The sequence below is a fragment of the Streptomyces violaceusniger Tu 4113 genome, from assembly GCF_000147815.2.
Taxonomy (GTDB): Bacteria; Actinomycetota; Actinomycetes; order Streptomycetales; family Streptomycetaceae; genus Streptomyces; species Streptomyces violaceusniger_A.
This window is the reverse complement of record NC_015957.1, coordinates 3,767,668-3,786,073: the sequence shown is the minus strand read 5'-3', so window position 1 is coordinate 3,786,073 and position 18,406 is coordinate 3,767,668. Positions and strand designations below refer to the sequence as shown.

The following is an 18,406-nucleotide window of genomic DNA, read 5'->3' as shown; positions in this document are numbered from 1 at the left end:
GCAGGGTAGCAGCCGGAAGTGATCTCTGTCCCGGCTTTATTCACTGGTGATGAGGTCTCCACGACCGAGCCACACGAGGTACTAGCGTCCGGTGTCACTCCGAACCAAGGAGGGCGCTGTGCCACCAGCAAACCTCACCAGACCCATCGCCTCCAGCCGAACCATCGGCACCGGGCTCATCATTGGGGCGCTCGCCGTCACACTGGCGGCGATCCTCATCCCGGTGTCGCTGTTCGGCGAGAGCAGCGCGGCCCTGCCGCGCAACGGCGTCACGGACGACGGCGGTGGGACGGTCAGCACCCAGTACGGGCCGCTCACGGCCACTGACCGGGACTTTGTCCGCAAAGTCAGGCTCGCCGGAACGTGGGAGCTCCCCGCCGGGCGGCTCGCCCAGCAGCGGGACGTTCGGGACGCGGTGAAGACCGCCGGTGAGCATCTCATCGAGGGACACACCGAACTCGACCGCCGCTCCGAGGAGGTCGGCCGGGCACTCGGGATCCCGCTGCCCAACCAGCCCAACGCACAGCAACAGGGCTGGCTGAACGAGATGACCAGCGCCGGCAGCAGCGCCCAGTTCGAGCGGGTGTTCGCAAACCGGTTGCGCGCCGCTCACGGCAAGGTGTTCAACCTTGTGGCGCAGGTGCGAGCCGAGAGCCGCAACTCCATGGTCAGATCTCTGGCCACCAGGGCCAATGCCATCGTTCTCGACCACATCACGGTCCTCGAGGACACCGGGCTTGTCGACTTCGACACCCTCTAACGACTAAGTGAAGTGATCTTATGAGGCAACAGACCCACAAACGCGGGCGGTTCACCAATAAGACCGTCGCCATCGTCGCCGCCCTGGCGCTCGGCGGTGGCGGGGCCGCGATCATCGCCGCCAACGCGTCCGCCCACGGCGACAAGGGCGACTCCGGCCAGAACAACACCGTGGCCGCGAAGGCGGGGACGATCCAGTGCCCCGATGTGGGGCAGAAGCTGAGTGATGTGCCGGAGAAGGCCAGGCCCAAGGTCGACAAGAACCTGGCCGAGCTGGACAACCAGGTGGCCAAGGCCTACCAGCAGATGAACCAGCAGCAGGGTTCGAGCGACGCGGTGCTCTCCAAGCTCAACGACCAGCGCTCCCAGACGATGGACAACATCGGCTCGGCCATGGGCGGCGACAACTCCCAGCTCCAGGGGATGACCGACTGCAAGTGGCAGGAGGTCGCCACCCAGGGCGGCCAGCAGCAGGGCAACCAGCAAGGCGGCGACCAGCAGGGCAACCAGCAGGGTGGCCAGCAGCAAGGCGGCGACCAGCAAGGTGGTCAGCAGGGCGGCGACCAGCAGGGCGACGGCCAGCAAGGCGGCGGCGACCAGGGCGGCGAGGGCGCCAACGACGTGCCCGGCAACGCGGGCGGCCAGGGGGGCAACGGCCCCTCGCAGGACGACTTCGTCGACATCACCAAGGTGCAGCCGAACGTCCAGCAGCCGCCGCAGGCCCAGCAGAACGGCTCCACCGGCACCTTCGCCACGGAGTGCGGCGTCGGCGACCCCAAGCTGCGCAACAGCGACAACGTGATCGTCGCGCCCGGTGTCGGCAACGGCGCCCACCACACCCACGACTACGTGGGCAACGACAGCAACGACGCCTTCGCCAACAACCAGACCTTCGAGCAGGGCGGCACCTCCTGCAAGAACCAGGACGACAAGTCGACGTACTACTGGCCCGTGGTCCGTGCCCAGGACGGCAAGGACGAGGCGGACGCCAATGAGCTCGGCGGCGGCCAGGAAGGCAACGTCGGCACGATCCTGACCCCCACCAGCTCCAAGATCGAGTTCAAGGGCAACGCGCAGAGCAAGGTCACGGCGATGCCGAAGTTCCTGCGGATCATCACCGGTGACGCCAAGGCGTTCACCAACGGCGACGCCAACGCCAACGCCTCCTGGAGCTGCACCGGCTTCGAGGACCGGCAGCTCACCGACAAGTACCCGCTCTGCCCCGAGGGCAGCTCCGTCACCCGGACCTTCGACTTCCAGAGCTGCTGGGACGGCCAGAACATCGACAGCGCCAACCACCGTGACCACGTGGCCTTCGCGGGCGAGGACGGCTCCTGCCCCAACGGCTTCCAGGCCATCCCCCAGCTCGTGAACACCATCACCTACGATGTGCCGGCCAACACCCCGTTCGCCGTGGACGGCTTCCCCGAGCAGTTGCACAAGCCCATCACCGACCACGACGACTTCATCAACGTGATGTCGGAGAACCTGATGAACGAGGCGGTGGACTGCATCAACAGCGGCAAGCAGTGCGGCTGATGGAACACAGTCACCAGGCGCGCGTCGGCCGTTCGGCCGGCGCGCGCCGCGCTGCCACCGCGCACTTACACGAGGCCGCGGACGACGACGCGGCCACCGGCCCTCCGGCGGCGGGACATCCGGACACCGAGGGGCTCCAGGGCCGGGGACATACCGACCGCCCGGTCCGCCCCGTCCCGGACCAGGAGCTCACCCGCCAGTTGGCGGAGGGCTACCGGTCGGGCAGCAGCAGCCCGGCGGCAGGCGACCTCCTCTACCGCCGCCACCACACGGCGACCCTGCGCTACGCCCTAACCTGCTGCCGTGACCCGCATGACGCCGAGGACCTGGCCTCCGAGGCGTTCTTCCGCACCTTCCAGGCTGTTCGCGCCGGGGGCGGACCCCGGGGTCCCTGGCGGCCGTATCTGCTCACAGTGGTGCGCCATACCGCGACGGAGTGGAGCGCCGGGGAGCGCCGGGTGCTGCTGACCGCCGACTTCGAGTCCTGGCGGCAGCACGCGTCCACGGCCGATCCCCAGCAGCATCTGGTGGCCCGGGAGAACCGCCGGTTGCTCATCCACAGCTTCCGGGGACTTCCCGAGCGCTGGCAGACCGTGCTGTGGCTGACCCTCGTCGAGGAGGAGACCCCGCACCGGGTGGCCGTGGTCCTGGGCATCTCCCCCAGCGGGGTGACCTCGCTGGCCTTCCGGGCCCGGGAGGGGCTGCGCGAGGCGTATCTGCGGGCCCATCTGGAGTCGGCGCGCGACGACCGGTGCCGGCACTACAGCGGCCTGATCGGCGCCTCGGTGCGCCGCGGCGGGGTGCGCGGCCGGGCGCTCGCGCGCCATCTGGCCGGATGCGCCTTCTGCTCCCACGCCTACGGCGAACTGCTCGGCCTGAGCGCGGCGATGCGTACGGCCCCGCGTACGGCGGCGCCCGCCGGGGCGCGAGGCCAGGACCTTCCTCCGGCGATCCGCGTCCGGCGTCCGCCCGGCGGGCGTCCGGATCGGCCGTGACAGCGAAAACCGCCGACCGCGTGAGCGCGGCCGGCGGTTCGCCTTCTGCGGGTCAGAGTCCGTTGACGCGCGCCTCCCTGGCGATGCCCAGCGGCCGGACCCCGGGGGGCGCACCGGCACGGGTGCGGCGGCCGACCCGGGACGCCTGGCGCCGTATCCGGTCCATCTGCGCCATCAGCCTGCGGCCGCGCAGCGCCATCTCCAGCTCGAAGCGTATTCGGGGGTCCCGCAGGCCCGGCCCGAAGAGCTTCTCGATCTGGCGCAGCCGGTAGCGCACCGTCTGCGGATGCACCTTGAGGGCCTTGGCCGCCTCGGGCGCGCCACCGCCCTCCAGCCAGGCCAGCAACGTCATCTGCAGCCGCTCGCTCTGCCGGGGGGTCAGCCCGACCAGCGGCTTGAGCCACCGGGCGGCCAGCGCCCGGACCAGCGACTCGTCCTGCAGGAGCAGCAGCATCGACAGATGGTCGTCGACGAAGAGCACCCGGGCCTCGGGGCCGGGGCGGGCGGGCGCCAGGGTCAGCAGGCGCCGTGCCCATCGCACCGACGAGGACGCGTCGTTGAGCGGCACCACATGGCCCACGGCCGCGGTACGGCCGCGCAGCGCGGTCTCCAGCGCCGACCGGGTGCCGGGCTCGGCGGGCGCTTCGCGCTCCGGCTCCCGGTCGCCTTCCTGGGGGGCGGCGGTGGCGGTGGCGGTGTCCACGGTGGGGTGGCGGCCCTGGTCCGCGTCCGGGTCGGGGATCAGCAGGCACAGCTCGTCGCCGACCGCGCCGATGAGGGTGTCGCCCAGCACGGCGGCCAGTTGCGGCGCCTCGCCCGGGGTGGGCAGGGCGATGGCCTGCACCGTCTCGGGAAGCGGCCACCGGGCGGCCCGGGAGAGCTCCATCAGGGTGCGCTCGGAGACCGCCACTTCACCGATGAGGGCCTCGAACAGATCGCGCCGGGCCCGCTCGGGCGGCACCTCGGCCAGCGTCTCCTCACCGGAGGCGGGGGCGGCGGCCTGCTCGCCCGCGCCGTCCTCGCCCGCCTTGCGGTGGCCGAGTGCCGTCAGGAGAGCCTGCTCGACTCCCCCTCGGACCTTGTCTCGCTCAGAGTCCTCCAGAAGTTCGGCGAATCCCGGAATTCTGTGCCGAAGGTTCTCAACCACCTCGTCGGCCAGGGACGGGAGTTCATTGCGCAGCACGCGGGTCCACTCGCCACGGGGGCGGGACCAGATGCGGTTCACGAGTTCGCCCATCATTACCTCGTTCTTGCCGGGGGGAGACCTGGCCGTTGGGGGGTCGGCCAGGTCCGTGGAGGTTGCCTCCGTGACCGGTTCGTCCAGTAGCCGGTCAGGGAGTCGAGGGTCCTCCGCTACGTCATAGAGGACCCGGCCCCCTCCCGGTCCCGACACTTTGCCGGGTCTTTGCCATTGAAACGACAATGGATCATCCGGGGACGGCGTGGGCAGGGTCCGTCCACTAGAAGTTGTCACGTTACGACAAATCTTATGGAGATCAGGTGTACTTCCGAGAAGCTGCTGCCCCCAAGACGACTTTGACGTAACTCGTCACCCGCGCGAATCCGCGCGATCGGGAGGCTCCAATGTCCATGTCCCAAACGCCGCTCCCCTCCTCGCAGGGGCGTAACCGGGGACGCCGGGCTCGAGGCGGACGACGGGCCGCTCGCCGGACTCAGCAGCGTGGCCAGTCCGGGATCGGAAGGCCACGCCACATCCGGATCTATGCCATCCTCGGCTCCATCGCGCTGTCCCTGTACGTGGCGTGGGACGCCGGCGCGTTCTCCAAGATCTTCGTGTTTCTCGACTTCGGCGCGGGTGTGCTCGCGCTGGTCTGTCTGACGTCGGCGGTGCTGTGGGGGCTCGCCGCGACCGACCAGCTCATCCTGCACACCAGGCAGCGGCTGATGGCCCAGGCCGTCCACCGGGCGGCCGCGGTCGCCGGTCTGCTCTTCCTGGCCGTTCACATCTGGGTCAAGATCGCGGAGAGCCACACCAACGCCGCGTCCATCGTGTTGCCGTTCGCTGACGCAAATCAGCCGGTGCTGATCGGGCTCGGCACCATCGCCGGCTACCTCTTCGTGATCGCCGCGGTGACCGGTGCGGCGCGCAGCTCGTTCGCCTCGGCCGGCAACTCCCGCTGGCGGTATCGCTGGTGGCGGGCGCTGCATGTGGGCGCCTACCCGGCGTGGTGCGCCGCGCTGATCCACGGCCTGAAGGCGGGACGCGCCGCCAAGACCTGGGCCACCTACGGCTACATCGCCGCCCTGGCCGGTGTGGCCATCGCGCTGTGGCTGCGGCTGGTCGCGCGGCGGCGCCAGGACGTCGACCGGGCGGACGGTATCGAGGTCAGGAACCCGCCCGCCCGCAGCATGCAGGAGGGCCGGACCCGGCGGGGCGATCCCACCGTGCCGCGCCCCCGTTCGGCCGAGCCCGGCTCGCGTGACAGTCAGCCGCTCGGTGCCTCTCGCGGGTGGGACCGTTGATCACGACCAAACCCAGGCTCGCCTGTGTCGATCCGCCCCGGCTGCTGGCCGGGCTCGACGAGGTGTACCGGCTCGACCGGGTCGGCCATCTGACCGTTCATGGCACCATGCCCGCCCTCCGGGCGGATGAACTCGTGGCGCTCGCGGAGAACATCGATCTGCGCGGGCGCGGCGGCGCCGGTTTCCCCTTCGCCACCAAGGTCCAGGCCGTCGTGGAGTCGGCCGGCCGGCGCGAGGGCCGCTGCGCCGTGGTGGTCAATGGCAGCGAGGGTGAGCCCGGTTGTCTCAAGGACACGGCGCTGCTGCTGCACACCCCGCATCTGGTGATCGACGGCGCCGTGCTGGCCGCCGAGGCGCTCGGTGCCGAGGAGGTCGCCATCGCGGTGCACCGCGCGGATGTCGAGGAGTCCGTGGCCGCCGCGATCGCCGAACGCGGCCCCAGCGGGGTCCCGGTGTCGGTGAACCGCACCCCGGACCGGTTCGTCGCCGGTGAGGGGGGCGCGGTCATCAACGGCATCAGCGGCGCCCCGGCCATCCCCAACGGCCGGAAGATCCGCACCAGCGACAGCGGGCTCAGCGGTCTGCCCACTCTGCTGTCCAACACCGAGACCTTCGCCCAGCTCGCGGTGGCGGCGCGGATGGGCGCCCTGCCGTACCGCTCGGTGGGGCTGCCCACCGAACCGGGCACCACGCTGCTGACGGTCGGCGGGAAGTACGTGATGGAGACGCCCACCGGGGTGCCGCTGACCTACGTCCTGGAGCTGTGCGGTCTCACCCCCGGCCAGGCGGTGCTGGTGGGCGGCTACCACGGCAAGTGGCTGGACCCCAGGAGCATCAACGCCGCCACGATCTCCCGGGAGTCCATGAAGAAGTACGGCGCCCGGCTGGGCGCCGGGGCGGTGCTGCCCATCCCCGAGAACACCTGCCCGCTCGGCGAGACCGCGCGAGTGGCACGCTGGCTGGCCGCCGAGACGGCCGGACAGTGCGGGCCCTGCTTCATCGGGCTGCCGGCGCTCGCGGACGCCATCGGCCAGGTGGAGCGCGGCGGCGGCCAGTCCTCGATCGACAATGTGCGCGCCTACGTCAACTCGGTGCGGGGGCGCGGGGCCTGCAGCCATCCCGACGGCACCGCCGGTTTCGTGACCACCGCGCTGGACGCGTTCCCCGAGGAGTTCGAGGCGCATGCGCTCGGCGCCGGCTGCGGACGGCCCACGGTGGGCATCCTCCCGCTGCCGGAGGACGCGCTGCCGCCGGCCCTGCCGCCCGCCCCGCTGAACCCCGCGGCGCGCGACGAGCGCCCCCAGCGGGGGCCGATGGAAAAGCTCCTGGTGGACTGGTCGCTGTGCCAGGGCCACGGGCTGTGCGCGGACATCCTGCCGCCCGAGGTGCTGACGCTCGGCATCGACGGCTATCCGGCCTCGGCCAAGATGGAGGTGCCGCGGCAACTGCGCGCCCAGGCGGTCCGCGCGGTCCGCCGCTGCCCCGCCCTGGCGCTGCGGATCGAGGAGTAGGCCGCAGGGTGATCCACCGCACCATCCGACACCACGGCGGCCGTGCGAAACGGCCGTCGACTGCTGTGCGCTCAAGGATCCGGCGTTTTTTGCGTCAGGTGACAAATTCGGAAGCCGCTGAGCGCCGGTCCGCGTGGGCTCCGTATGGACATGACGTCGGCGCAATCATCGCCGGACCGATCGAGATTGCAGAGGGATGGTCATGGAGAAGCGTCACATCGCGTTCGCCGGGGTGTCGGTAGCGATGGTTCTGCTGACGGCGGCTTGCGGCAGCAGCAAGGACAACTCCGCGGGCAGCGCCAATGTGCAGCCGGCGGGTGGCAGTCAGACCGTGGGTGCGGGGGCCTCCGCGTCGGCGGGCGCGGGCGCGGTGGCCGGGGCGACCGGCGGGTACGAGGCGGGCGGCGACACCGGTGCCGCCGCGGGTGGCGAGGCCGGGCGCACCGGTCCGGCGAAGCAGCTCGCGGTCAAGGAGGACGCCAAGCTGGGCAAGTTCGTCACCGACAGCAAGGGCTGGACCCTCTACCGGTTCGACGAGGACACCCCCAAGCCCGCCAAGTCCAACTGCAACGACGACTGCGCCACCAAGTGGCCCGCGGTGCCCGCGGACGACGCCGCGGCCACCACCGGTATCGAATCGAGCAAGCTGGGCTCGGTCACCCGCTCCGACGGCACCAAGCAGCTCACGCTGGCGGGCTGGCCGGTCTACCGCTTCGCGGGCGACGCCAAGCCGGGTGACACCAAGGGCCAGGGCGTGGGCGGCACCTGGAACGCGCTGGCGCCCGACGGAAAGCCGGCCGGCAAGACCGCGGCCGCGGACGACAGCCTCCAGCTCATGGTCAACAACAACGCCGATTTGGGCAAGATCATCGTGGACGGCAAGGGCATGACCGTCTACCGGTTCAACAAGGACAGCGCCTGGCCGATGAAGACCGGCTGCCTCGGTGCCTGCCTGGACACCTGGAAGCCCGTCAAGGCCGTGGACACCACGAAGGTCGCCGGGCTCGACGCCGCGAAGGTCACCTCCTTCAAGCGCCCCGACGGCACCAAGCAGGCGGCGTTCGACTGCTGGCTGCTGTACACCTTCACCGGGGACACGAAGCCCGGTGACATCAACGGCCAGGGCGTGAAGGGCACCTGGTTCGCGGTCACCGACAAGGGCAAGAAGGCGGGCCAGTAAGACAGACTCCACCACTTACGGTCCACCGCGGCGGGTGGCCCGAGGCCGTCCGGCCCGGGCCGCCCCGCCGGATTTTCTACGGGAGGTTGATGTGTCACTCGCACTCCGTGCCACCGCGGTCGGCGCGGCCCTGCTGTTCCTGGCCGGCTGCGGTGGAGGCGATCAGGCACACGGGGCCAAGCACGAGCAGAAGAAGGTGTCCCCCGCCACCAAGGAGTTCGCCAAGCCCGGCAAGCCCGCGCCGCTGACGCGGATCGCCGACGCGATCGGCTGCAAGGCCACGGTCATCACCGAGGCGGACGAGCTGCGCCAGGGCGCCTGCGGGTCCGGTGGGAAGCGGTTCACGATGGTCACCTTCGCCACCGACAAGGGCCAGCACGACTGGCTGACGACGTCGAAGGACTACGGGGGGATGTACCTGGTCGGCAAGCGCTGGTCGGTCACCGGCCTGTCCATGAGCTCACTGGAACCCCTGCGCGAGAAGCTCGGCGGATCCCTCGAGAAGGGGATGTCCCACGGCGCGTCCCATGGCGGGATGAAGCAGGGGGACGGGATGGACGGCATGGAGGGCATGGACGGCTCGGCGAGCCATACGGGCCACGACGGGAAGAAGTGACACGCGGAACCCGCCGACCAGGCGGTGAGCGTCGATCAGCCCCTCAGGCCGCCCGGGAGTCCGCCCACTTGACCAGCTCCGGGTCGGCCAGGGTGGAGACCCACACATCGACCGGCGGGGGCTCGTCCACCGGCTTCCGCGGCCCGACGCCGAGCACCCTCAGCCCGGCGCGCGAGGCGGACAGAAACCCACAGTGGGAGTCCTCCACCGCGAGCGCGTCCTCGGGGGCCGCACCGCACAGCCGGGCGGCCTCCAGATAGACGTCGGGATACGGCTTGGGCCGCACCTGCCCCTCGGGGACCAGCACATGGCCGAAGTACCGCAGCAGCCCGGCCTTGGCGAGCCCGTCCTCGACGACGTCGCGCGGGCAGTTGCTGGCCACGGCCAGCGGCGCGAACGTCGCCGCCTTCGCCACCAGTTGGGGCGCTCCCGGCATGGTGACCGGGTCCTCGGCCACCAGCCGGCGGAAGGCGTCGAGGAGTTGTTCGGTCATCTCGTCGGCGAGCTCGGGGCGGCCGGCGAATTCGGCCAGCATACGGCCGCATTCGGTGTAGTGGAGCCCCTTCGTGCTTTGCGCGAACTCCTCGTCGGCGGCGGTTCCGTGGTTTCTGAGGACCACTTCGCGCGCCTCCACCCAGTGTCGTTCGGAATCCATCAGGGTGCCGTCGCAGTCGAAGACGATGGCGGCTGGGGTCCATCCGAGAAACTTTTCGGCTGTCATCTGTCTGCCGTTCCATGGGAGGTGGAGGAATCGGCCAGGGAGTGCCTGTACTCGCGGGGAGCCGTTCAGTGGAAATGTCCTGGCGGCTCGGAAGTGGCGCCGTGCGCCGACCGCTGCTGTCGTACAGGCCGTGAGGTTCGCCTGCCCGAAACATAACGATCACTACGTTAGTTACCTGACCCGCAGTAAGCAAGAGGTCACTCAGTGTCGGCGATTTGTTCGTCGTTCAGACCGTTCGTCACCCATGAGTTCGTCGCACAGCGTGTTCGTCGCTCAGAGGTACTGGAGCACGCCGACCGCCGTGCAGATATCGGCCTGGCGCAGCCGGAAGACGCACGTTCGGCCGTGGGAGGTGCACTCGATCACGGCGGGCGGAAACGACTCGGTGAAGCGGATCGCCTTCATGCGGCAGGCGACGGGCCGGGTCAGCGTCCCGCCGGTGGCCAGTGCCGCCGCCTGACGGGCGCCCTCCAGCAGTACCAGGCCCGGCACATGGTCGCTCCAGTGGTCGAAGAAGAACGGATGCCGGGGGTCGGCGGGGTCGAGGTAGACCACTCCCCCGTCCCGCACCACCAGCACGTCCCGGGCCGCGGGAACGGCCAGTTGCGCAGGTGAGGGCCGTACCGCGGCGCGCAGCCTGCGGCGCGCGGTGTGCCCGTGGAAGGCGGACCGGGTCTCCGCGTAGGCCGTGCCGTCGAGGAAGCGCGCGGTGCCCCCGGCCCACGCGAAGAGCTTGCCGCCCGCGGACAGCACGACATCCAGCCGCATCCCGGAGACGAAGCGTCCGCAGGGGGTGGTGCGGATGTCGGTGACGGCGGCCCGGCAGGTGATGTCGGAGGCGCCGTACGGCGCCCGGGGCTCGGTCTCGGGGTCCAGCCGGTAGGAGATGTCCCGGATCAGGAAGTGCGCCCCCGCGGGCACCGCGTAGTACCGCGTGGGGATGTAGATCCCCAGCTCGCGCAGGGTTTCCGCGATCATCAGCGGATGGTGGCGGCCGTCTCCGCCGTGCGGGAAGGTGGGATGGGACCGCGGCCACTGGGCGGCGGCCTCGAACCGGTTGTCACCGTGCGTACGCACGTCGGTGAGCAGCACCTCGGCCACCGAGACCCGGTGCACCGCCTCCCGCGCCACGGTGCGGGACCAACTGAGCGGCCGCCCGGTGGGACCGGACGGCTCCGAAAGGCCATGAGCCTCACGAACGATCACCTTAAAATACTAATAATGTTTGACCTGTCTCGCCTCATCACCATCGCAGGCCGAAAGTCCGCTAAGTTCTCCCCGTCACATCCGACGGGCTGCTGAAGGACGGCGAACACGTGCAAGAACGGGCCGAGCAAACACGCCGAACCCTTCTGGAGGCCGCCGCGTTCCTTTTCCACGAACGGGGATACGCCGGCACGAGCATCAGCGACATCACCTCCCGGTCCGGTCACACCAGCGGCGCCATCTATTTCCATTACACGAGCAAGGAAAGGCTCGCCCTCGCCGTGGTGGAGGAGCACTTCGCCACCTGGCCCCCGCTGATCGAGCGCTTCACCGCCCTCGACGCGCCGCCCCTGGAGCAACTCGTGCGGCTCAGCTTCGCGGTGGCCCGCGCCTTCCGCGACGACCTCGTGGTCCGGGCCGGGGCCCGGCTGTGGACCGAGCGCACCCTGATCGAGGCGCCCATGCCACCGCCCTTCGTGGGGTGGATGGACGCCGTGGGGCAGATGATGGAGAAGGCGTGGGCCGAGGGCGATCTGGCCCCGCATGTCGATCCGCTGCCCGCCGCCCGGACCGTCGTCTTCGCCTTCTTCGGGCTGCACACCGTCTCCGAGGCCCTCGACGGGCGGCGGCTGGTCGAGGACCATCTGGCCGATCTGTGGACCCTGCTGCTGCCCTCGCTCCAGGCCCGGCCAGGGGACACCGCGAGGCTGCTGGCGCTCGCCCGCCCGGACGCCCCGCCCCCCTCAGAGTGAGGCGCCCGCGCACATCACCAGCGTCTGCCCGGTGACCGCGCCGCCCTCCGGGCCCAGCAGGAACGACGTCAGCCCCGCCACCTCCTCGGGACGGACGAGCCGGCCCAGCGGTGGCATCACCGGCGGGGTGCCGCTGCGGCCCGGGTCGCGCAGCATGGGGGTGTCCGTGGGCCCCGGCGCCACCACGTTCACCGTGACCGCCCGGGGCGCCAGCTCGGCCGCCCAGGACCGGGCCAGGGCGGGCAGCGCCGCCTTGGTGGCGGCGTACTGGCTCTTGCCGGGGACGCCCGTCATCGTCCGGCTGCCCACCAGCACCACCCGGCCGCCGTCCACCACCCGGTCCACCAGCGTGTCGACCAGCACGCCCGCCGCCTGCACATGGATGCGCCACATGAGGGACCCGTCCTCGGGCTCCAGCTCGCCCAGCCGCGCCGAGCGCTGAACGCCCGCCGCGTGCACGATCGCGTCCACCCCGGACACCGGGGCGAGCGCCTCGGGGAGCTCCTCCGGCCGGGACAGATCGGCCGGGATCCAGTGCAGCCCCGCGACCGGGCGCGCGGGGGACGTACGGCTGATCCCGGTGATCCGCCATCCCTCGGTCAGCAGCCGGGTGGCGATCGCGGCGCCGATACCGGAGCTGACACCGGTGACCACGGCGTGCCGGGGCTCAGACATCGGCCGCCCAATCCGGCGTGACCCGGACGTACTTGATGGCCCGGCGGTGGTAGGTGTACGCGATGTGCAGCGTGCCGTCAAAGCCCTGCCGGATGGTGGGGTAGGACAGCTCGCGGTTGAGCCGGTCGCGTGAGTTGTTGGTCAGGCAGTGGCCGTCGCCGGTGTCCAGATCGCGCCGTACGGGCCAGGTCAGGCCGTTGTCGGAGGACAGCGCGAGGGTCATCGGGGCACGGGGCGCGCCCCAGAAGGCACCGGGTGCCGCGTCGTCCCGCGTGGCGGCCGGGGCGGGGGGCTCGCCGGTCCTCCCCTCGTCGTCGATCTCGTCGTAGAGGGAGACGCGGCGGGCCGTGGCGTCCGCCCGGCTGCTGTGGTTGTAGACCAGTGCGAGCCGTCCGTCGGCGAGCGGGACGTACTGCACGGAGGAGTTGTTGTTGGGCAGTTCGGTGCGGACCGGCTCGCTCCAGGTCTCCCCGCCGTCGGTGCTGTGCGAGCGGTACACCGCGTCCGCCCAGCGGCTGCGGAAGAGGGCCAGCACGGTGGTGTCCGGCAGTTGGTGGACGTTCATGTGCACACAGCCGGTCGAGCCGGGCACCGGCCGCTCGCGCCAGGTCCGCCCCTGGTCGTCGCTGATCATCACCGCGCTGGTGTCGTGGTCGCCGACCCACTTGACCCCGGGGGTGGCCACGCAGTGGAACACCGGCAGCAGCCATCGCCCGGAGTCCAGGACGGCCACGGGCTGACGGATGAACACCCCGCCCGCCTCGGTGGCCGGGAAGAGCGTGCGCGGCGCGTCCCAGGTGGCGCCCTCGTCGGCGGACACCCGCAGCCGGACCTCCGCCGTGTCCTGGTCGCCCGCCCGCTGGGCGGTGTAGAGCAGCCACAGCTCCCCGGCCGGGGTCGGGAACAGCAGCGGGTTCTGCTCCGAGCGGGTGTCGTCGTCGGAGAGCCGGACCGGCTCCGTCCAGGTGCCGGAGCCGGGGGCGAGCCGGGAGAACCACACGGAGATGTCCGGTACGCCCTCCTGCGTGCCGCCGAACCACACACAGCCGAGGTCCCCTCCCGGCAGCACGGTGAGGTTCGCGGCGTGGTTCTGGACGGCGGGCGCCGGCAGGAACGCCTCCTGGCGCGCCGGGTCGCCCGGGCGTGGCCGGAGCCGTCCATCCGTCGGCGGCATCGCGGTGTCATGGTCGGCGGTCATGGGCGCCGGGCTCCTCATGGTTGCGGTGGTACGGGGATGTCTGCGGCCGAGCTTCCCGGCCCTCCGGGAAGGGGCGGGAAAGGCCACGGAGCTACCGGTTGTACGCGGGCATCGGGCCCCTGAGCCGGGCACCCACCTCGTCGCACGCCGCCGTCACATCCGCCGGAAGGGGGCCCGCGGTCGCGGCGGCCAGATTGGCGCGGAGGTGTTCCACGCGGGAGCCGCCGAGCAGCAGCGCGTCCACCCCGTCCCGGCCGAGCAGCCAGCGCAGCGAGAGGTCGACGAGCGGGATGCCCGCCTCCTCGGCGATCCCGGACAGGGTCCGTACGGCCTCGAAGAGCCCGGCGTCCCAGTAGCGCTGCCGGTACATGGCGGCCACCCGGGAGTCGCCGAAGCGGCCCGACTCCGGCTGCTCCTCGAAGGTATGACGGCCCGTCAGCAGCCCGCCGCCGAGCGGGTTGTAGACCATGGTGCGCAGGCCGCTGGTGGCCGCGTACGCCGCGTATTCCAAGTATTCCTCCTCGATCCGCCGCGCCAGCAGGTTGTAGAGCTGCTGGGCCACCACCGGGCGCGGCGCGCCGACCCGTCCGGCGGTGTGGGTGATCTCGGCGATCTGCCAGGCGGCGTAGTTGGAGACGCCGAGCGCCCGGATCTTGCCCTCGGCGACGAACTCGGCGACCGTGCCCAGCGTCTCCTCCAGCGGCGTGGAGCGGTCGGGCTGGTGCAGATAGAACAGGTCCACATGGTCGGTGCCCAGGCGGCGCAGGCTGCCTTCGAGGGCCGCGCGCATCCCGCGCGCGGACAGCGGTGCGTGGTCGCCGGCGTCGGGGTGCGGCATACCGGCCTTGGTGGCGAGCTGGATCCGGTCGCGGCGGCCGGGGAGCAGCTCGGCCAGGATGGTCTCGGTGGCGCCGCCCGCGTAGGCGTTGGCGGTGTCCACCGCCGTCACCCCGGCGTCCAGCGCGGTGTCCAGCATCGCGGCGGCGCCCGCGCGGTCCACCGTGTCGCCGAAGGTCATGGTGCCCAGCACCAGCCGCGAGAGCGGCACCGGGATCCCCGGCAGGGCGACCCCGCCGGGCGACGCCTGGGTGGTGGTGTGGGGCTGCGGATGCGCGTTCACTGCGTTGCTCCTGGTTCCTGGTCGGTCGCGATCGCGGACACGAGGGCGCGCGGTTTGCGTCCCCGCATGGTCGTCGGGTCGAGCGCCGCCCGCCGCAGCGCCCTGGTGTACGGGTCGGTGGGCGCGGAGAGCACCGTGCCGGTCGGCCCGGACTCGATGATCCTCCCGGCGCGCATCACCACCACCTCGGAGCTGATCTCGCGGACCACTCCGAGGTTGTGGGAGATGACGATGTAGGCGAGCCCCTGTTCGGCCTGGAGTTCCCGCAGCAGCTTGAGCACCTGGGCCTGTACGGAGACGTCCAGCGCGGAGGTGGCCTCGTCGCACACCAGCAGTTCGGGGCCGCTGGCCAAGGCTCGGGCGATGCCGATCCGCTGGCGCTGGCCGCCGGAGAACTCGGCCGGGCGCCGCTGGAGCGCGCCGGAGTCCAGCCCCACCTGGTCGATGAGGACGGCGGCGCGGCGGGCGCGTTCGGCGCGCGAACGCATGCCGTTCAGCCGCAGCGGCTCGGCCACGATCTCCTCGGCCGTCAGATGCGGGTCCAGGGAGCCGTACGGATCCTGGAAGACCATCTGCACCCGCTTGCGCAGCGGGCGCAGCCGCCGCTCGGGCAGGCCCGCGATATCGGTTCCGTCGAGGAGGATCCGGCCCTCGGTCGGGCGCAGCAGCCGGACGAGGGAGCGGGCGATGGTGGACTTTCCGCAGCCGGATTCGCCGACGACGCCGAGCGCCCCGCCGGGCGGGACGGAGAAGCTGACGCCGTCCACCGCGCGGAAGACACCGCCGGCGACCGGGTATTCGACCACCAGGTCCTCGACGGCCAGCAGGGGTGTGGTCACAGCGCCTCCTCGGTGACGGCGGCGGCAGCGGGGGTCTCGTGCCAGGGGCCCAGCGTGGGCACGGCGGCGAGCAGATCGCGGGTGTACCGCTCGCGGGGGTGGTCCACGATCTGTTCGACCGGCCCCGACTCCACGAACCGGCCGCCGCGCATGACGTGGATGCGGTCGGAGACCAGCCGGGCCACGCCCAGATCGTGGGTGATCATCAGGATGCCGATGCCGGTGCGCTCCTGGAGCTCCATCAGCAGGTCGAGGACGCCCGCCTGGACGGTGACGTCGAGCGCGGAGGTCGGCTCGTCGGCCACCAGCAGCCGGGGCTCGGCGGCCAGCGCGATGGCGATGAGGACGCGCTGCAGCATGCCGCCGGAGAACTGGTGGGGGTAGGCGCCCCAGCGGGTCTCGGGGTGCGGGATGCGTACCCGGCCGAGCAGTTCGACGCCCTTGGCGCGGGCGTCGGCGCGGGACATGCCCGGGTGGCGCAGCCGGAGTGCCTCGCCGAGCTGACGGCCGATGGTGTGTACCGGGCTGAGCGCCGTCATCGGGTCCTGGGGGATCAGGGAGACCCCGCGGCCGCGGATCCGCCCGGCCGCCTTGGCGTCGGCGATGACGTCGGCACCGAAGATCCGGGCCGTCCCGGAGAGGACGGCGAGCCCGTCGGGCAGCAGCCGCAGCAGGCCCATCGCGGTGGTGGACTTGCCGGAGCCGGACTCGCCGATGATCGTCACCGTCTCGCCGGGGCCGATGGTGAAGCCGACCCCGTCGACCGCGCGCACCACCCCGCGGTCGGTGATCAGCTCGATCTGCAGGTCCTCGACCTCCACCAGGGGGCCCGGGGCGCCGGTGTCGCTGGTGTCGTGGGTGCCGCGGGGGTCGCTGGTGTCGCGGGTATCGCGGGTATCGCGGGTATCGCGGGTATCGCGGGTGTCGCGGGTGTCGCTCATCGGGAGCCCTCCGTCGCACGTCGGCGGGTGCGGTCGCGCAGGCCGTCGCCCAGCAGGTTGACCCCGACCACCAGCAGCACGATGACGAGGCCGGGCAGGGTCACCAGCCACCAGGAGGTGGTGATGTAGTCCTGGCCGTCGGAGATGATCCGGCCCCAGGTGGCGAACGGCCGCTGGGGGCCCGCGCCGAGGTAGCTCAGCGCGCTCTCCAGCAGCACCGCCTGGGCGAGCAGCAGCAGGACCACGAGCGATGCCTGGCGGACGATGTTGGGGATGATGTGGCGGGCCAGGATGGCGATCCGGGGCAGCCCCAGCACCTGGGCGGCGGCCACATACGGCTTCTCCCGCTCGACCAGCACCAACGACCGGGTCAGCCGGGCCACCTCGGGCCACTGTGCGATGGCGATGACGCAGGTGATGACGGTGACGGAGGGGCCGAAGAGGGCCACGACGAGCAGCAGCATCATCAGCAGCGGCAGCGACATCTGGGCCTCCAGCAGCCGGGAGACGACGGCGTCCACCCAGCGGCCGTAGTACCCGGCGGCGGCGCCCGCGACGATGCCGATGAGGCCGGAGACGACGACGGCGAGCACACCGATCGACAGCGAGACCTGGCCGCCGTGCAGCACCCGCGAGAGCACATCGCGGCCGAGCTGGTCGGTGCCGAAGAGATGGCCGTCGGTCAGCGGGGCCAGCCGGCGCCGGGAGAGGTCCTGGTCGCCCGCGCCGGGCAGCGGCAGCACCTGGGCGAGGGCGACGGGGACCACCACCAGCAGGGTGCACACCGCGCCCGCCCACAGTTTGAGGCTCGCGCTGCGGCGGCGCCGGGTGGCGGTGGCGCGCGCCAGGTCCCTGGCGGTGACCGCGCTGGGGCGGGGCGCGGGGCTGGCCTTCGCGGGGGCTGGGGGTTCGGCGGGGGTTTCGAGGGCGCCTTTCATCTCAGGCCGCCTTTCCCAGGCGTACCCGCGGGTCGAGCAGCGGATAGGCCAGGTCGATGAGGAGTTGGACGAGGACCGCCAGGGCGGCGGTGACCAGCACGGTCGCCTGGATCAGCGGATAGTCGCGGGTCTCCAGGGCGCGGACGACCAGGGAGCCGACACCGGGCCAGCCGAAGACCACCTCGACCACCACGACGCCGTTGAGCATCGCGGCGAAGCGGGTGCCGAGCGCGGTGAGCACCGGGATGGCGGAGTTGCCCATGGCGTAGCGCCAGGTCAGTACGCGGTTCGAAACCCCGCGGGAGCGGGCGACGGTCACATACGGCGCGGCGAGGGCCGCCACCATCTCCCGGCGGACCAGCCGGGAGATCAGCGCCATCTGGAGGATCGCGACGGTCACAGTGGGCAGCACCAGCCCGCCCCAGGTGGTGAAGCCGGAGGCGGGCAGCACCGGAACGGCCACGGCGAAGAGGGTCAGCAGCATCACGCCGATCCAGAAGTCCGGCATGGACTGCCCGGCGATGGTCAGCACATTGGCGCCCAGCTCGCGTTTGGTGTCGGCGCGGCGGGCCATCCATACGCCGAGCGGCACGGCCACCAGCGCGGTGAGGGCGATCGCGGAGAGGGAGAGGGTGATGGTGTAGGGCACCCGGTCGAGCACCACGTCCAGGGCGGGCGCGTGGAAGGAGTAGCTGGTGCCGAGGTCGCCGGTGAACAGATCGCGCAGAAAGAGCCCGTACTGGCTGAGCAGTCCGCGGTCGAGGCCGAACTGCTCGCGGATCCGGGCGAGGTCGGCGCTGGAGGGGTTGGGCCCGGCCAGGGCCGCGGCGGGGTCGCCGGGGGCCATGCGGACCAGGACGAAGACGGTGGAGAGGGTCAGAAAGACCGTCAGGACGCTCTGGCCCAGGCGGCGTATCAGATAGCGCGTCACG

General features: G+C 71.6%; 18 protein-coding genes. 8 read left to right on the top strand and 10 right to left on the bottom strand.

All coding sequences use genetic code 11. The features are described from left to right. Window positions 1-118: 118 nt before the first annotated feature. Genes STRVI_RS16375 through STRVI_RS16365 form a run of 3 tightly spaced genes read left to right on the top strand, consistent with a single transcriptional unit; the run spans window position 119 to window position 3,293 of the window. The gene (locus STRVI_RS16375) at window positions 119-760 is read left to right on the top strand and encodes a DUF4142 domain-containing protein (protein ID WP_014056775.1); all 642 of its coding nucleotides are present in this window, start codon (window positions 119-121) and stop codon (window positions 758-760) included. 20 nt (window positions 761-780) lie between these two features. Beyond that, on the top strand, window positions 781-2,298 hold the full coding sequence (locus STRVI_RS16370) for a DUF1996 domain-containing protein (RefSeq protein WP_014056774.1): 1,518 nt from the start codon (window positions 781-783) through the stop codon (window positions 2,296-2,298). Beyond that, window positions 2,298-3,293, top strand: coding sequence for an RNA polymerase sigma factor (locus STRVI_RS16365; protein ID WP_014056773.1), 996 nt, complete (start codon window positions 2,298-2,300; stop codon window positions 3,291-3,293). Before STRVI_RS16370 ends, STRVI_RS16365 begins: the two co-directional genes overlap by 1 nt. A 52-nt stretch (window positions 3,294-3,345) precedes the next feature. On the opposite strand, the gene STRVI_RS16360 is transcribed toward STRVI_RS16365, so the two are convergent. Then, window positions 3,346-4,533, bottom strand: coding sequence for a PucR family transcriptional regulator (locus STRVI_RS16360; RefSeq protein ID WP_106685669.1), 1,188 nt, complete (start codon window positions 4,531-4,533; stop codon window positions 3,346-3,348). Window positions 4,534-4,877: 344 nt separating this feature from the next. Between STRVI_RS16360 and STRVI_RS16355 the strand changes: the two genes are divergently transcribed. From STRVI_RS16355 to STRVI_RS16340, 4 genes are all read left to right on the top strand, one after another. Further along, window positions 4,878-5,777 (top strand): membrane protein, encoded by a 900-nt coding sequence (locus STRVI_RS16355; protein ID WP_014056771.1) that lies wholly within the window; start codon window positions 4,878-4,880, stop codon window positions 5,775-5,777. After that, a complete protein-coding gene (locus tag STRVI_RS16350; RefSeq protein ID WP_014056770.1) occupies window positions 5,774-7,288 on the top strand; it encodes an NADH-quinone oxidoreductase subunit NuoF family protein in 1,515 nt (504 codons plus the stop codon). The genes STRVI_RS16355 and STRVI_RS16350 overlap by 4 nt, the downstream gene beginning before the upstream one ends. 202 nt (window positions 7,289-7,490) lie before the next feature. Further along, on the top strand, window positions 7,491-8,468 hold the full coding sequence (locus STRVI_RS16345) for an SCO0930 family lipoprotein (RefSeq protein ID WP_014056769.1): 978 nt from the start codon (window positions 7,491-7,493) through the stop codon (window positions 8,466-8,468). Window positions 8,469-8,559: 91 nt separating this feature from the next. After that, window positions 8,560-9,084 carry a hypothetical protein gene (locus tag STRVI_RS16340; RefSeq protein ID WP_014056768.1) on the top strand — a complete coding sequence of 175 codons (525 nt, stop codon included), beginning with the start codon at window positions 8,560-8,562 and terminating at the stop codon, window positions 9,082-9,084. Between the two features lie 43 nt (window positions 9,085-9,127). On the opposite strand, the gene STRVI_RS16335 is transcribed toward STRVI_RS16340, so the two are convergent. Continuing rightward, on the bottom strand, window positions 9,128-9,805 hold the full coding sequence (locus tag STRVI_RS16335; RefSeq protein WP_014056767.1) for an HAD family hydrolase: 678 nt from the start codon (window positions 9,803-9,805) through the stop codon (window positions 9,128-9,130). A gap of 273 nt (window positions 9,806-10,078) precedes the next feature. Continuing rightward, complete coding sequence (locus tag STRVI_RS16330; protein ID WP_014056766.1) at window positions 10,079-11,011, bottom strand: ScbA/BarX family gamma-butyrolactone biosynthesis protein; 933 nt, start codon at window positions 11,009-11,011, stop codon at window positions 10,079-10,081. 110 nt (window positions 11,012-11,121) lie between these two features. Here STRVI_RS16330 and STRVI_RS16325 point away from each other — a divergent pair, with 110 nt between their 5' ends. Beyond that, entirely contained in the window at window positions 11,122-11,763 is a 642-nt protein-coding gene (locus STRVI_RS16325) for a ScbR family autoregulator-binding transcription factor (RefSeq protein ID WP_014056765.1), read from the top strand. On the opposite strand, the gene STRVI_RS16320 is transcribed toward STRVI_RS16325, so the two are convergent. The 7 genes from STRVI_RS16320 to STRVI_RS16290 all read right to left on the bottom strand — a co-directional run bounded on the left by STRVI_RS16320 (window position 11,755) and on the right by STRVI_RS16290 (window position 18,405). Next, complete coding sequence (locus tag STRVI_RS16320; RefSeq protein WP_014056764.1) at window positions 11,755-12,438, bottom strand: SDR family NAD(P)-dependent oxidoreductase; 684 nt, start codon at window positions 12,436-12,438, stop codon at window positions 11,755-11,757. The genes STRVI_RS16325 and STRVI_RS16320 overlap by 9 nt on opposite strands. Next, entirely contained in the window at window positions 12,431-13,636 is a 1,206-nt protein-coding gene (locus STRVI_RS16315; RefSeq protein WP_014056763.1) for a sialidase family protein, read from the bottom strand. The genes STRVI_RS16320 and STRVI_RS16315 overlap by 8 nt, the downstream gene beginning before the upstream one ends. A gap of 91 nt (window positions 13,637-13,727) precedes the next feature. Beyond that, window positions 13,728-14,756, bottom strand: a complete 1,029-nt coding sequence (locus STRVI_RS16310; protein WP_014056762.1) for an aldo/keto reductase — start codon at window positions 14,754-14,756, stop codon at window positions 13,728-13,730. Next, entirely contained in the window at window positions 14,753-15,595 is an 843-nt protein-coding gene (locus tag STRVI_RS16305; RefSeq protein WP_014056761.1) for an ATP-binding cassette domain-containing protein, read from the bottom strand. Before STRVI_RS16305 ends, STRVI_RS16310 begins: the two co-directional genes overlap by 4 nt. Further along, window positions 15,592-16,536 carry an ABC transporter ATP-binding protein gene (locus STRVI_RS16300; protein ID WP_014056760.1) on the bottom strand — a complete coding sequence of 315 codons (945 nt, stop codon included), beginning with the start codon at window positions 16,534-16,536 and terminating at the stop codon, window positions 15,592-15,594. The genes STRVI_RS16305 and STRVI_RS16300 overlap by 4 nt, the downstream gene beginning before the upstream one ends. Then, window positions 16,533-17,474: an ABC transporter permease gene (locus STRVI_RS16295; protein ID WP_014056759.1), complete on the bottom strand. Its 942-nt coding sequence runs from the start codon at window positions 17,472-17,474 to the stop codon at window positions 16,533-16,535. The genes STRVI_RS16300 and STRVI_RS16295 overlap by 4 nt, the downstream gene beginning before the upstream one ends. A gap of 1 nt (window position 17,475) precedes the next feature. Continuing rightward, on the bottom strand, window positions 17,476-18,405 hold the full coding sequence (locus STRVI_RS16290) for an ABC transporter permease (RefSeq protein WP_014056758.1): 930 nt from the start codon (window positions 18,403-18,405) through the stop codon (window positions 17,476-17,478). Between the last annotated feature and the right edge of the window lies 1 nt (window position 18,406).